This is a genomic window from Bradyrhizobium sp. SUTN9-2, from assembly GCF_003122645.1.
GTDB lineage: Bacteria > Pseudomonadota > Alphaproteobacteria > Rhizobiales > Xanthobacteraceae > Bradyrhizobium > Bradyrhizobium yuanmingense.
Map to the genome: position 1 here is coordinate 7,650,111 of NZ_LAXE01000001.1, position 13,572 is coordinate 7,663,682.

Below are 13,572 nucleotides of genomic sequence, written 5' to 3' on the forward strand. Positions count from 1 at the left end.
AGGTGGCAGTTCTGTTCCGGCGCTAAAGCCCATATCTGTCAAGGTCCGGCAGCCCCTCTTTGGGCTCTGGAGGACTGACGAATCAAGGTTGCGGCGCCCATCCGCATTCTGGGGCGCACGATCGAAGGACGAGAGAGACGATGGAAAAGGTTCCGATGACCCAGGCCGGCTTTGTCGCGCTCGGGGAAGAATTGAAGCAGCGCCAGTCCGTGGACCGTCCGCGGATCATCGAGCATATCGCGGAGGCGCGCTCGCACGGAGACCTGTCGGAGAACGCGGAATATCATGCCGCGAAGGAAGAGCAGTCGCACAATGAGGGTCGCATCGCCGAGCTCGAAGACAAGCTCGCGCGCGCCGACATCATCGACATCTCCAAGCTCTCCGGCGACACCATCAAGTTCGGCGCCACCGTGACGCTGGTCGATGAGGACACCGAGAAGAAGACGGTGTGGCAGATCGTCGGCGAGGTCGAGGCGGACGCCAAGAAGGGCCGGATCTCGATCACCTCGCCGCTCGCACGCGCATTGATCGGCAAGAAGAAGGGCGCCACGGTCGAGGTCAACACGCCGGGCGGCGCCAAGGCGTACGAGATCACCAAGGTGGAGTGGCGGTAAGGACTTGCCGCTGCGTCTGCTGACGTTTCGAAAAGGCCGCGCAGTGCGCGGCCTTTTTGGCGTGTTGCTGGAGTTGTGGCGGACACACGTTCTCACCACACGTCATTGCGAGCGGAGCGAAGCAATCCAGACTGCCTCTGCGGAAAGACACTGGATTGCTTCGCTCCGCTCGCAATGACGGAGAGGACCGTGGACTGGTCTTCACCTCTCCCCGTAAGAACGGGGAGAGGGAAAAGACCCTACCGTCGTCCCTTCACCTCGAGCGGCACGGCCGCCTCGTACTTCGAATTGTGCAGCACCAATGACGTGCGCACGTTGCGGACATGCGGTGCCGCCGTCAGATGCGTGACGAAATCCTGGAAAGTCGCCATGTCGGGTGCGACGCATTTCAGGATGAAATCGACCTCGCCGGACAGCATCCAGCATTCCCGCACCAGGGGCTCGGCGCGGACGAACTCCTCGAACGCGCGCAAATCCGCTTCGGCCTGGCTGGACAGGTGCACGGCGGCGAAAACGGTGACGTCGAAGCCCAGCTTGCGTGCGTCCAGGAGGCCGCGATAGCCGTGGATGTAACCCTCCTCCTCCAGCGCCCGGACGCGGCGCAGACAGGGGGGCGGCGAGATGCCGACGCGCTTTGCCAGTTCGACATTGGTGATTCGACCGTCGGCCTGAATCTCGGTGAGAATTTTCAGGTCGATCTCGTCTAGGTTCCGCGACACGTGATTGGAACTCCTGGCCTTTGCGGCGGTATTGGGTGATTTGTCGAAATCCTCATAGCCCAATCCGCACCGCCGGCGCAATTTTATTGCGCGTGCAGCCCAATCGACTTTTGTTCCCTGTTGGAAAAATCCGCCGATAGGGAATGCAATTCTTGCATGGCTCGCCAGATTGCTTAGATTAGCTCTGATATTTCAGCGCCTCCGCTAGGCCTCCCGGCACATTCCGCGCCCGCGCTGCAAATTCCCCGTGAAAGGCGTCCATCGAAATGTCCGCTCCTGTTCATGCAAAGGTCGTCATCATCGGCTCCGGCCCGGCTGGCTACACCGCCGCGATCTACGCCGCGCGCGCAATGCTTGAGCCGATCCTGATCCAAGGCATCCAGCCCGGCGGCCAGCTCACCATCACGACCGACGTCGAGAACTATCCAGGCTTCGCCGACGTGATCCAGGGCCCCTGGCTGATGGAGCAGATGGAGAAGCAGGCGGTCCATGTCGGCACCAAGATCGTCTCCGACCTGGTGACCAAGCTGGAGACGGCCCAGCGGCCGTTCCGCCTCACCTGCGACTCTGGCGACGTCTATCTCGCCGAGACCGTGATCCTGGCCACCGGCGCGCAGGCGCGCTGGCTCGGGCTGCCGTCGGAAGCCAAGTTCCAGGGTGGCGGCGTGTCGGCCTGCGCCACCTGCGACGGCTTCTTCTACCGTGGCAAGGAGGTGATCGTGGTCGGCGGCGGCAACACCGCGGTCGAGGAAGCCCTGTACCTCACCAACCATGCCTCGCAGGTCACGATCGTGCATCGTCGCGATCATTTCCGGGCCGAGCGCATCCTGCAGGAGCGCCTGTTCAAGCATCCGAAGATCAAGGTGATCTGGGACGCCGCCGTCGACGAGATCTGCGGCACCGAGAACCCCAACAAGGTCACCCATGTCCGGCTCAAGAACGTCAAGACCGGCGCGCTCACGGACGTCAAGGCCGACGGCATCTTCATCGCCATCGGGCATGCGCCCGCGACCGAGCTGGTCAAGGATCAGGTCAAGCTGAAACCCTCCGGCTATATCGAGGTCGCCCCGAACTCGACCGCGACCTCGGTGCCCGGCCTATTCGCCGCCGGCGACGTCGCCGACGAAACCTATCGCCAGGCCGTGACGGCCGCCGGCCTCGGCTGCATGGCCGCACTCGAAGCCGAACGTTTCTTGGCCCTTCGCGCCAGCGAGCGCGCGGCAGCGGAATAGAATCATGCCCCGAACACGCGACGGATTTACGGATATGGACTGGGACAAGCTGAAGGTGTTTCACGCCGCGGCGGAAGCGGGCAGCTTCACGCATGCGGGCGAGCAGCTCGGCCTGTCGCAATCGGCGGTGTCGCGCCAGGTCTCGGCGCTGGAGCAGGAGCTCTCGGTCTCGCTGTTCCACCGCCACGCCCGCGGCCTGATCCTTACCGAGCAGGGCGACCTGTTGTTCCGCACGGCGCATGACGTGTTCATGCAGCTGCAGGCGGCGCGCGCCAAGCTGACCGACAGCCGCGAGCGGCCGAGCGGCGATCTCAAGATCACCACCACGCCCGGCGTCGGCATCAACTGGCTGATCCCGCGGCTCGGCGAATTCACCGCGCTCTATCCGGAGATCCGCATCTCGCTGATCGTCACCGACGAGGAGCTCGATCTGTCGATGCGCGAGGCTGATGTCGCGATCCGCACCCGCAAGCCGACGCAGCCGGATCTGATCCAGCGCAAGCTGTTCGCGATGGGCTTCCACGCCTATTGCTCGCCGGAATACATCAAGCGCTTCGGCACGCCGCGCACGCTGGAGGAGCTCGACTCCCACCGCATCATCACGCTCTCGGACGGCAACTTCGCGCCGCACCTGCAAAACCGCAACTGGCTGATCGAAGCCGGGCGCAACGGCTCGGGTCCACGCGAAGCCTATTTCAAGGTCAACAACATCCTCGGTCTCGTGCGCGCCTGCGCGCAGGGCCTCGGCATCGCCGCCCTGCCCGATTACCTGGTCGAGGAGCAGAGCAAGCTCGTGCAGCTGTTCGGCGAGTCGGACTCGATCCAGCTCGACACCTACTTCGTCTATCCCGAGGAGTTGAAGACGGTCGCGCGCGTGCAGGTGTTCCGTGACTTCGTGGTGAGCAAGGCGCAACGCTGGCCGTCCTGATTTCCGCATGACTGACATGCGGCCTCGGCTGTTGCTGCAAGGCACTCGGCAAGCCCATAATGTTTGCACGCTGAGCCTTCGCGTTGCGCATTTGTCCCCCTCCTCCAGTGGCGCGGGAGTTCAGTAATCCCTCTTGGAAGGTGATTGTGTCGGCCTCACGTGGCCAATACCTAAGCCGGGCCCTCGGGTCCGGCTTTTTTTCGTCAAAATGTGCTTCGCTCTCCGCGTGTGTTGACAGTTCCGCGCATACCCCGCATCATTCGCCCATGATCACGAAGTCGTGCGCAATCGTTTCGAAAAAAGGCCCCCATCCCGGGGCCTCGGAATATTGCGCGCGCTAAGCTGACTTCGTCATCGCGAGCCAATCCCGAAAACCCCGCCGCCTGGACGGGGTTTTTTCATGTGCCCTCCGTCTCAGGCATTTTTCCCGAGAAGGAGATGGAAACATGACCGCACTACGAGATCACTTGCACGGGCTGTGGCTGCCGCTGGTGACGCCGTTCCAGGACGGCGCGCTGGACGAGAGGTCGCTGCGGCGGCTGACCCGGCACTACGGCTCGCACGGCATCGACGGCCTCATCCTGGGCGCGACCTCCGGTGAAGGCATGACACTGCGCGCGGCCGAGCTCGAACGTCTCGTCGCCGTGGTGCGCGAGGAGATGGCGACCGCCGGCCGCAACCTGCCGATCTGCCTCGGACTGTCCGGTGCGGACACCTCGCGTCTGCAGGAGCGCCTCGACGAGACCGCGGACTGGCCGATCGACGGTTACCTGATCGCCAGTCCCTATTATGTGCGGCCGTCGCAGCGCGGCCTGCTGGCGCATTTCGAGACGCTCGCCGACCACGCCGCATGGCCGATCGCGCTCTACAACATTCCCTATCGCTGCGCCGTCAACATCACCAACCAGACCATGCTGCGCCTTGCCGAGCACAAGAACATCGTCGGCCTGAAGGATTGCGGCGCGAGCCGGGAGCAATCGATCGCGCTCTTGCGCGACCGGCCGAAGGGCTTTCGCGTGCTCACCGGCGAGGACGCCAATTTCTTCGAGGCACTCAGTGACGGCGCCGACGGCGGCATCGTGCTCTCAGCCCATGTCGAGACCGCAACGTTTGCGGCAATCTATAGCGAGCACAAGCGCGGCAACCACGATGCGGCGCTGGCGCGCTGGCACGAGGTCGCCGAGCTGACGCGGCTGTTGTTCGCCGAGCCGAGCCCCGCGCCGGCGAAGTATTGGCTGTGGCGATCCGGCCTGATCGACAGCCCGGAGGTGCGCCTGCCGATGGTGGAAGTGAGCAGCGAGCTCGCGGCAACGATCGATCGCGAGATCGAGCGACGGGTGACGATCGCGGCGTAGTTTTCTCTCCGTGCACGCTGCTCTTCCTTCTCCCCTTGTGGGAGAAGGTGGCGCGAAGCGCCGGATGAGGGGTTTTCTCCAAGCGCAAGACTGTTTGTGTGGAGACAGACCCCTCACCCGTCTCGCCGCTCCGCGGCGAGCCACCCTCTCCCACAAGGGGAGAGGGTGAAGCGTGCCCGTTTGGTTAACCGCGCCCCAACGGCCTTCGCAGCTGCCGCAATCCGTATCCACGGCTCGTTTACGCAATCGCGCCTATCGTTCTGTCCAAAGTTACCGAAGGGGAAATGACCATGGGGTATCGCACCCGGCCTACGGCCGCGAGCCAGTTCGCGCCCGCCGATCTCTTGAAGGGAATTCTCGTCGTCTCGTCGTTCGGGTTCTGGGCCGTGATGCTCGGCCTGATGCCGGTGCTGCTGTTTCGCGTCTGGCTGGTCGGCTGAAGCTGCGCGCGCGGGATGGTTAATCCGTGGTAGCACCTGTGTTCAAAATGCACGGGCAGATGCGATCCGGATCTTAAAACATCGCTGCTATCACTGACGTCCATAAGCGAAGAAATCGCGGGGGCGTTTGTGAATAGTCAGAATGAAATGGCGTCGCATTTCGACGCCGAACAGCAGGGCTTTAGCACCGAGGACATTCTCTGGGCTGTCGGCATCTGGTCGGTGATCCTGACCCTGTCGCCGGTCATCGTGTTCTACATGCTGATGGTGGCGTGAGCGAAATCAGAAACGCAAAACGCGCGGACTTCCGCGCGTTTTTCGCCGTTCGACATGATCAATGAAAATTAAGCTGCCTGCTTGTGCATTGCGCCGGAGGCCGACGCGGTGCCGCGGATAGCCTTGACCGAACGCTCGATCGCCGCCCAGAGCCTGGCGATTTCCTGAGCCGCACGGCTCTCGGCCTGATATTCGCGCGCGCCTTCGCCGTGGCTGAGCGCCATCAACAAATCCGAACGATTGGTGATCTGGCCGCCCCACACCGGAGCGCGGAATTTCGCCAGTGCTTCGCGGGCGATGGTGACGATCGGGCTTTCGGCTTCGTCGCGCTTGGCCGGGGCACCGTTGAGCACGACCGCATAGGGCTTGCGCGCGGCGCGGCACATCTGGATGGTTTCCTGCACGGCGTTGACGTCGAACACGCCGGGACGCGCCGGGATGACCACCATGGTGGCGTTCTTGATCGCGTCGTCGACGACGGCCGACAGGTTCGGCGGCGTGTCGATCAACACCCATTCATAACCGTCGCGCTTGGCCGCGGAGACGATGCCGCTGACGGAGTTGACGGCAGCCTTGATCGGGGGCTCGTTGGTGCCGCGGAGCTTGTGCCACAGCGTCAGGGAGCCCTGCGGATCGGCGTCAACCAGCATGACCTGCTTGCTCGCCTTGATCTGCGCGGCGAGATGCGCGGCGAGGGTACTCTTGCCCGAACCGCCTTTACGTGATGCGAAAACAATGACGTTCATACCTTCCGCCTCCAGATTGACCCCAGGCCGCGAAAATGAATCAGCGCGCTGATTCGTGAAAGAAAAATTTGTCGGGAGCTGCGCGACAGCCACGAAATAACAAGACGTGTTGGCTTTTGAGTCACACTGCTTCGCAGGACGGAGACACGGGCCGCATCGAAATGCCGCTCGGGCGCGCGTCTGTGCGTTTTTTTAGCAACGCGCGGGACAAAGTGGAATGCAACCTTGCCGCGCAAATCCGCCCGCGCATCTTTTCAGGCGCGCCCGTCGATGGACGCAAGCCTGCGCGTCGTGCGAACAAAACGAGTCCGCTGGCTGCCCGCGAAGCCGATGTCAGGGCCGGAACGAGGAAGGCGCCCGATTGCGCGCCTTCGGCGGAGTTTCAAACCGGAACGCGCTGCTGGGCGCTCAGCCTTGGTCGCTGGACGCTCAGCCTTTGGCCGCTGGGCGCTCAGCCTTGGCTGGATTTCTTCTTCGGGGCCGGCTTGGCGGTCTTCTTCGCAGCCTTGGGCGCGATCTGGGTCGGCTTGCCGGCGCGCTGCTCGCGCGGCGCCGGTCCGCGGCGGAAGAACACCGCGCATTGCGGCGAGAGCTGCGCCTTCTTCTTGATCATGCAGGCGGTGATGGCATCGACGTTCGGGACGAACTCGCCGCACAGCCGCATCGCGTCCGGCGTGCAGGCCTGCTGCTCCTCCTGGGTGTAGGCGAAGCCGGCGCGCGGCAGCGCCAGGATGGCCAGGGCAAGCGCGAGGCTTGCAACGGCCAAGGGCTTTGCAAAGGACTTGAAGCGAAACGCCGGCATCGATCCCCCCACATCACGAGTCAGCGCGAATAGTGGGTGAACGGCGGTTCGTTGGCAACCGAGGGCAAGTGCGAAAGCCGGCACGTGTGCGCTCTCGGCAACAGGTCAGGGGCCTTGGCAGTTCCGGGAAACGAAACGAAGGCGCCGTTGTCGGCCCCAAACCAAAAGTGCGAAAACAACCCCATGCACAGTAGCCAAGTCATTGCAAACACTGAGGTCGCCAAATTTTAGGATTTTTCGAAGCCAAATTTGACTTGTCGGGCAAAACAGGGGCATCATGTCACCCTCAAGAAGATGCGCGTGGGGTGGCCGGCCTGTCTCCTGCGCTGGTCGAAAAGCGCACACGAGGAGGACAATCACATGACGGGGAATGAAGCGGAGCTGCCGCTGTCGGGTGTGACGGTGGTTTCGCTGGAGCAGGCGATCGCGGCGCCGCTGGCGAGCCGGCATCTCGCCGATTGGGGCGCGCGGGTGATCAAGATCGAGCGGCCGGGCAGCGGCGATTTCTGCCGCGACTACGATCACGTCATGAACGGCATGTCGAGCCAGTTCGTCTGGACCAACCGCTCCAAGGAAAGCCTCGCCATCGACATCAAGAGCCCCGAGGGCCGCAAGGTGCTCGACGCCCTGCTGCCGCGCACCGATGTGTTCATCCAGAACCTCGCGCCCGGCGCGGCCGAGCGGCTCGGCCTCGATGCCGCTTCGCTGCTGCGCAAGTACCCGCGCCTGATCGCCTGCGACGTCTCCGGCTATGGCACTGATGGCCCCTACAGCGACAAGAAGGCCTATGATCTCCTGGTGCAGTGCGAGGCCGGCGTGCTCGCCATCAACGGCACCGAGGCGGAGCCGGCCAAGGTCGGGCTTTCCGTCGTCGATATCGCCACCGGCATGTACATCCTGAACGGGGTGCTGATGGCGCTGTACGCCCGCGAGCGCACCGGCAAGGGCACGGCGTTCCAGGCCTCGCTGTTCGACTCCATCACGGACTGGATGAGCTATCCCGCGTTCTACACGCAGAATACCGGCCGGCCGCTGCCGCGCACCGGCGCCAAGCATGCGACGATCGCGCCTTACGGCCCGTTCCGCGTCGGCGACGGCAACACGATCTTTTTCGGCATCCAGAACGATCGGGAATGGCGGTCGCTGTGCCGCATCGTGCTTGATGATGCCGACTTCGCCGACGACCCGCGCTTCCGCACCAATCCGCTGCGCATGCAGAACCGTGACGAGCTGCAATCGCATATCGAGCGGCGCTTTGCATCGATGACCAGCGAGGAAGTGCTGCGGCTGCTGGACGAAGCCGCGATTGCCAACGCGCACCTGAACTCGGTCGAGGCTTTCTTAGCTCATGAGCAGCTGCACGCCCGCGCGCGGGTGAGAAGCGTGGGATCGCCGTGCGGGCCGGTGATGAGCTTCCTGCCCGCGCTCACCATTCCCGGCGTGACGCCGCGGATGGATCCGGTGCCTGATGTCGGCGAGCACAACGAGAAGATCCTCGGCGAACTCGGCCTCGTTAAGGGAACGTGAGAATGACCTCGCAGCGCCCGACGCGGGCCTATCTCGCCGTTCCCGCGCATCGCGCTCGTGTCGTCGCCAAGGCGGCGGCATCATCGGCGGACGCGGTGTTCATGGATCTCGAAGACGCCGTGCCGCCCGCCGAGAAGGGCGTTGCGCTGGAGGAAGCCGCCCGCGCGCTGTCCTCGCTGGACTGGAGCAACAAGCACGTCGCGGTCAGGCTCAATGCGGTCGACAGCCCGTTCATCGCCGAGGAGATCCGTAACCTGGCGGCCCTGCCCCGGCTGGATGCCGTGATCGTGCCGAAGGCGGAGCGGGTGAGTGACATCGTTGCCATCGCCGGTCAGCTGCACGCGGCCGCGCCGGATCGCGCCGCGCCTGTTACGCTCGAGCTGCTGATCGAGACCGCGCTCGGCCTCGTCAATGTCGACGTCCTCGCCGCCTGCCACGACAGCGTGGCCGCGCTGCATCTCGGCGTCGGCGACCTCGCGGCCTCGCTCGGCGCCCGCACCTCCGACATCGGCATCTCGCCGGATGGTTATCGCCACGTCGGCTCCGCGCAAAGCGGCTACGCCTCAGCGCCGCTCGACCTGTTCGCCTATCCGATGATGCGCCTCTTGGTCGCCGCTCGCGCGCACGGCCTGCGCGCGATCGATGGCCCCTGCGGCGCGTTCCGCGATGCTGGGCTGACCGAGGCCAGCGCGCAAAAGGCCGCGGCGATGGGCTTTGACGGCAAGCAGGTGATCCACCCCGACCAGATCGAGCCGACGCTGCGCGCGTTCACGCCCTCGGCCGAAGAGCTGGCCCAGGCGCGGCGGATCGTCGAAGCCATGGAGCAAGCCGAGGCGCAGGGCCAAGGCGCGGTGACGCTGGACGGCAAGATGATCGACTACGCCAATCTGCGCATGGCGCGCCGGATCATCGAGCTGGGGTCGTAGGGGCGTTTGTCCCCCTGCGGCGCATCCTTCGAGACGCCCGCTTCGCGGGCCCTCAGGATGAGGGCGGACTGCGTGGCAGCAGTTTCGCGGGCACCGCTGCCGCTGATCCTCACCCTGAGGAGACCGCCACCGGGTCCGCGCGAAGCATGGCCCGATGACAGGCTCCGCTGACGTCTCGAAGGGCGAGGCGCTGGGCACGCGCGCGTGGCGGTGGCGCTCGTGGTGGCGTTGCTGGTTCTCGCGCGGTCGCGTCCAAGCCACGACCAAGGCAAGCGGGCGACGCCGCGCGGCCTCGGATAGCATTGCCTCGATCAGCGCAGACCCAGGAACGAGAGGTCGCTAGTCTCTCCTGATACGTTCAGGGAGGGGAATATGGCACAACGCGAAGAAATGCTCGCAGTGGTCCGGCGCGCCTATGCCGCACGCGACAATGATGATGCCGAGGGTCTGGTCGCCGCTTTTGATCCCAAGGGTCTGTTCACCTTGATGGGGGACAAGAATGCACTCGAATTGACGGGAAGCGTGGAGGGACACCCAAGCCTGCGTGGTGCCTTCAGCAAATTGATCGAAGACTTCGGTTTCGAAGGCCGCGAGATCCTGGCTGAGCTGGTTGACGGAGATAGGATCGCCATCCATTCCCGCGTCGACGTTCGATATCGTCCGACCGGAAAGGCGGTCAGCACCGAGATCCTGGACCTGTTCAGATTTCAGGACGGCAAGATCGTCGAGTTGATCGAGTTCGCGGATACGGCGCAGGTCAAGGCGATGATTTCCTGACGGACGCTGAGATGGGTTGAAGCGCCCTCGCGCTAGGCCAGAAGATGAATGTCAGTCGGCTCCGGGTCTGCGCCCGCTGCCGTCAACATCGCGTGGACCTGACCTCGGTGGTGGGTTTGGTGATTGAAGAGTTGAACAGCAACCAGCGTCTTTGGCTTCTCGATCCGAGTTGAACCGTCTCCTGGATACCAAACAAGCATCCCGTTCAGGTCTGCGTCGCGCAATCGCGCTGACCACGCTTCGATTTCCTCGTTCCGTTGCAAGCGGAGCGCCTTGAAGGCCTCCCAATCCGAGGGATTTGTGAGGGAATGCTTGATGGTTTCCTCTGGCGCGCGTTCCCTTTCAGCCGCTCCAGTATCAAGGCATCAGCCCAATAGAGATGGTTCAACGTAGCTGCAATCGACTGGAAGAACGCCCCCCGATCCTTCCAGCGATCCTCGTGGGTCAGCCGGTCGGCGGCAGCTACCAAAGAGGCGTTCTGCCAAGTGTTGTAGCGGGCCATAAGCCGGCAATAGTCGGCTGAGATCATTTTCTCGAGCTCCAAGATTGGCGATGTTGGCTGATCTCGGGATGTTGCCCCAGACGTGCGCAAAGCAGGAAACCATCAACCTCAGACTTTGCCCGTTCGCAGCCCAAACAGCCGCTCGTCGTGAGGATAGCGCCCGACATGAGACACGCGGATGCGCGCCGCACCCACGTGTCTCGGATTGATGAGATAGTTCTGCGCAAACGGTACGATGACCGACGGCACCGACACCACGGCCGTGCGCATCTCGTCGAACCACGGCCTCAACACATCACGTGTCACCCCTGGGATTCCCGGCCCAATTCGGCGATACTCTCTCAATATCGCTCAAGCTCACCTTTTCGACAGCCAGGTTATCAGGCACGTCAATACGAAGCAGTTGGTAGCTGGTCGGCAAGTCCTCCACATCAATTTCCAGATGCACCATCACTTCGAGCAGCGCCGAAGCCGGATGATCCGCGGCGTAGACCACGTGCCGGCCGCGATCGTGCCAGCGGCCGTCGGCCTTCAGGCCGCCGATACCGGAAAGATCGTCGAAATTGGAGATCCGCCAGATCCGCACGCCGAATCCTCAAGCGAGGATGCCGTGATCGATCCGATGCAACATCTCCTCAACCACGCGCGCTCCAGCCTCCGTCGCGAGGTATGCGAGCGGCGTCTCTCCGCCCAGCGCCTTCTTCGGCTTGCGCAGCCAGCGGTGCGCCTTTGCCGCATCGCCGAAGACATTTGCGGCGAGCCGGTCGACCCGCGCCAGCCGAACGGCCTTGTCGGTCTCCTCGACCGTCAGCGGCTCGCCGTCCGACAGCCGCCGCGCGAGCGTGCGCTTGGGCACGACGAGCGCGTGGATTTCGTCATCGCTGTAATTGGCAAGGCGTTTGAGCGCAGCGGGCTCGATGCGAAACAATCTGTTGCCGTCGATCACGACGTCGAACAGCTCGGCCGAGGAGTGCGCTTCATCCGCGGTTCTGCCGAGCCCGAGCGACGGCGCATCGGTGATCGTCGAGAGCCCCGTGACCGCATCGAAATGCCCTCGCACGACAACAGCGCCGGGTTGCGGTTGATAGGTCTGGTCCGGCTCAGCGGCGGAGAGGCGTTCAAGCCCTGCCGAAGGAGATTTACGAGACCCCCTCTTATGGTCAGGCCGCTGAGTAAGGGCCGACGCTGCAATCGCCTTGATCTGCTTGCTAGTCTGGGAGCCGGGGGCGCGAACGCCCCGCGAAGAATCTCGAGCAACACCTTTGCCACTACGCTCGTTCTTACCCATAGTTTCTGCCTCGGCAGCCTCTTGCCAAATGCCAAAATAATCTTGCCAATTGGCATCTAAGCACATGCAGTGATGGATTCAAGCGTCGTCGCACTTGGGCTCAAACCGCAGTCCGCGGGCGATCACCAAGTAGCGGTGAGCAATGCCCCGCCAACATTTTGGCTGGTCTAACGATGCGTCGAAATTCAGCGGTCGGAGCAATGCTGCATCGCGCGCCAATCACTGCGATCGTTGGTACAGTTGGGTGGGCTCGAACCACCGACCTCCTGTTCCACAGACAGGCGCTCTAACCAACTGAGCTACAACTGCATCCTTGCGCGCCGCGCCTTGGGCCGCCTGAAAAGGCCTGAGCCTTAAGGGGGCTGGACGGGGCGGAAACTAGGTGCAACGGCCCGGTTTGGCAAGGCCGCAATAGGGTGAAAAACCGGCGGGAATCACGTTCGGTGCAGAGAAATCGAACGCGGTTACCGACATCGAGGGCTGGGCTGCCCCTCGTCCCATCGAGGCAGGTCATCGCATATGAGGCGACGATTGGGCCGCTCAAGCCTCCACATCGTCATGGCCGGGCTTGTCCCGGCCATCCACGGCTTCTGCCCGCGGCACCTAGAACGTGGATGCCCAGGCCTTCGCCGCGCCGAAGCGGCTTCGGCCGCGCAGGCGGGACACGCCCGGGCATTACGACCATTCTTGGATTTCCGCATGGGGAAGCGGGAGAGGCGAAGAAAAACCCGGGCCTTTCGGGCCCGGGCTTCGCATCTCACACCAAACCGGCCTCGCCTCAGGCGGCGGACGGATAGTACTTCGAGGCGCTGGCCTTGATCGGCTCGGCAGTCTCATTGGCGACGCGCTGGGTGAGCTCGACCAGCTCCTTGGCCTGGGCCTGGTAGGTCTCGAGCTGCTTGCGGGCGTGGCCGGTCCACAGCTCCATCGCTTCGGTCGGCGACTTGGCGCCGAACAGCTGCTGGGCGAAGTCGAGCTGGGCGCTCGAATTGGCCTTCATGAACTCGACCAGCTTGGCGGTGTACTCGCTCGCGCCCTTGGAAGCGCAGGTGAACACGGCCTCGACGGTGCCGTTATGGGTCTCGGCGGCGTCCTTGAACTTGGCGTAGTTCTCGCGGGCCTGCGCCGCGCCCTTCTCGGCGAACGCACGCACCTGCTCGGGAACCTCGAACGGGATGATCGAGGCAGAAAACGGATCAGTCGCACCTGTCATGTTGGTCCCTCACGCTAATTGAAAAAATGGAGTGAGCCTTTCTGGCGCGCCCGCCGGCCCCGACCATGGGCCCTGCGCATTGAGCGGGTACGAAGACTGGAAACGCGAAACAATGAGATGGCTCGCCCAGCACCAGAATTATGGCTGCCTATCATGTCAACATTGTGCATCGCAACGCGGCAGAGGGGTGCGATGCGAAATTTAATCTCGGGGAGGATGAGGTTCCG

At 63.5% G+C, this 13,572-nt stretch carries 16 protein-coding genes, 1 tRNA gene and 1 pseudogene; 9 read left to right on the forward strand and 9 right to left on the reverse strand.

Annotation, left to right across the window (positions count from 1 at the left end; translation table 11 throughout):
• Nucleotides 1-140: 140 nt before the first annotated feature.
• Nucleotides 141-614, forward strand: a complete 474-nt coding sequence (greA, locus tag XF30_RS35410) for a transcription elongation factor GreA (RefSeq protein ID WP_036009537.1) — start codon at nucleotides 141-143, stop codon at nucleotides 612-614.
• A 239-nt stretch (nucleotides 615-853) separates the two neighbouring features.
• Here greA and XF30_RS35415 read toward each other — a convergent pair whose 3' ends face one another.
• Nucleotides 854-1,333: an Lrp/AsnC family transcriptional regulator gene (locus XF30_RS35415; RefSeq protein ID WP_008135853.1), complete on the reverse strand. Its 480-nt coding sequence runs from the start codon at nucleotides 1,331-1,333 to the stop codon at nucleotides 854-856.
• Nucleotides 1,334-1,599: 266 nt separating this feature from the next.
• Here XF30_RS35415 and trxB point away from each other — a divergent pair, with 266 nt between their 5' ends.
• The 5 genes from trxB (at nucleotide 1,600) to XF30_RS39875 (ending at nucleotide 5,564) form a co-directional block, all read left to right on the forward strand.
• Nucleotides 1,600-2,565, forward strand: a complete 966-nt coding sequence (trxB, locus tag XF30_RS35420; protein WP_036009535.1) for a thioredoxin-disulfide reductase — start codon at nucleotides 1,600-1,602, stop codon at nucleotides 2,563-2,565.
• Nucleotides 2,566-2,569: 4 nt separating this feature from the next.
• Nucleotides 2,570-3,493, forward strand: coding sequence for a LysR family transcriptional regulator (locus XF30_RS35425; protein ID WP_025032176.1), 924 nt, complete (start codon nucleotides 2,570-2,572; stop codon nucleotides 3,491-3,493).
• A 446-nt stretch (nucleotides 3,494-3,939) separates the two neighbouring features.
• Entirely contained in the window at nucleotides 3,940-4,848 is a 909-nt protein-coding gene (locus tag XF30_RS35430) for a 4-hydroxy-tetrahydrodipicolinate synthase family protein (RefSeq protein ID WP_109145283.1), read from the forward strand.
• Nucleotides 4,849-5,138: 290 nt separating this feature from the next.
• Nucleotides 5,139-5,288: a hypothetical protein gene (locus XF30_RS38770; protein WP_167361666.1), complete on the forward strand. Its 150-nt coding sequence runs from the start codon at nucleotides 5,139-5,141 to the stop codon at nucleotides 5,286-5,288.
• Nucleotides 5,289-5,435: 147 nt separating this feature from the next.
• Nucleotides 5,436-5,564, forward strand: coding sequence for a hypothetical protein (locus tag XF30_RS39875; RefSeq protein ID WP_260345777.1), 129 nt, complete (start codon nucleotides 5,436-5,438; stop codon nucleotides 5,562-5,564).
• Between the two features lie 68 nt (nucleotides 5,565-5,632).
• Here XF30_RS39875 and XF30_RS35440 read toward each other — a convergent pair whose 3' ends face one another.
• Nucleotides 5,633-6,310, reverse strand: a complete 678-nt coding sequence (locus XF30_RS35440) for an AAA family ATPase (RefSeq protein WP_025032179.1) — start codon at nucleotides 6,308-6,310, stop codon at nucleotides 5,633-5,635.
• 451 nt (nucleotides 6,311-6,761) lie between these two features.
• A complete protein-coding gene (locus XF30_RS35445; RefSeq protein WP_036009533.1) occupies nucleotides 6,762-7,112 on the reverse strand; it encodes a hypothetical protein in 351 nt (116 codons plus the stop codon).
• 360 nt (nucleotides 7,113-7,472) lie between these two features.
• Here XF30_RS35445 and XF30_RS35450 point away from each other — a divergent pair, with 360 nt between their 5' ends.
• The 3 genes from XF30_RS35450 to XF30_RS35465 all read left to right on the forward strand — a co-directional run bounded on the left by XF30_RS35450 (nucleotide 7,473) and on the right by XF30_RS35465 (nucleotide 10,342).
• The gene (locus XF30_RS35450; protein WP_109145978.1) at nucleotides 7,473-8,639 is read left to right on the forward strand and encodes a CaiB/BaiF CoA transferase family protein; all 1,167 of its coding nucleotides are present in this window, start codon (nucleotides 7,473-7,475) and stop codon (nucleotides 8,637-8,639) included.
• Between the two features lie 2 nt (nucleotides 8,640-8,641).
• Nucleotides 8,642-9,565 carry an HpcH/HpaI aldolase/citrate lyase family protein gene (locus tag XF30_RS35455; protein WP_109145284.1) on the forward strand — a complete coding sequence of 308 codons (924 nt, stop codon included), beginning with the start codon at nucleotides 8,642-8,644 and terminating at the stop codon, nucleotides 9,563-9,565.
• A 390-nt stretch (nucleotides 9,566-9,955) separates the two neighbouring features.
• Complete coding sequence (locus XF30_RS35465; protein ID WP_225127150.1) at nucleotides 9,956-10,342, forward strand: nuclear transport factor 2 family protein; 387 nt, start codon at nucleotides 9,956-9,958, stop codon at nucleotides 10,340-10,342.
• Between the two features lie 32 nt (nucleotides 10,343-10,374).
• Here the strand turns inward: XF30_RS35465 and XF30_RS39885 are convergent.
• The 6 genes and pseudogenes from XF30_RS39885 to XF30_RS35490 form a co-directional block, all read right to left on the reverse strand.
• A pseudogene (locus XF30_RS39885) lies at nucleotides 10,375-10,871 on the reverse strand (DinB family protein).
• An 81-nt stretch (nucleotides 10,872-10,952) separates the two neighbouring features.
• Nucleotides 10,953-11,150, reverse strand: coding sequence for a hypothetical protein (locus XF30_RS39675; RefSeq protein ID WP_244609077.1), 198 nt, complete (start codon nucleotides 11,148-11,150; stop codon nucleotides 10,953-10,955).
• Nucleotides 11,140-11,430 carry an RES family NAD+ phosphorylase gene (locus tag XF30_RS39680; RefSeq protein ID WP_244609078.1) on the reverse strand — a complete coding sequence of 97 codons (291 nt, stop codon included), beginning with the start codon at nucleotides 11,428-11,430 and terminating at the stop codon, nucleotides 11,140-11,142. The genes XF30_RS39675 and XF30_RS39680 overlap by 11 nt, the downstream gene beginning before the upstream one ends.
• 9 nt (nucleotides 11,431-11,439) lie before the next feature.
• Nucleotides 11,440-12,132, reverse strand: a complete 693-nt coding sequence (locus XF30_RS35480; protein ID WP_081493056.1) for an Xre family toxin-antitoxin system antitoxin — start codon at nucleotides 12,130-12,132, stop codon at nucleotides 11,440-11,442.
• A gap of 232 nt (nucleotides 12,133-12,364) precedes the next feature.
• Nucleotides 12,365-12,441: transfer RNA gene (locus XF30_RS35485), tRNA-His, on the reverse strand.
• 469 nt (nucleotides 12,442-12,910) lie between these two features.
• Entirely contained in the window at nucleotides 12,911-13,345 is a 435-nt protein-coding gene (locus XF30_RS35490; protein WP_109145285.1) for a phasin, read from the reverse strand.
• Nucleotides 13,346-13,572 lie beyond the last annotated feature (227 nt).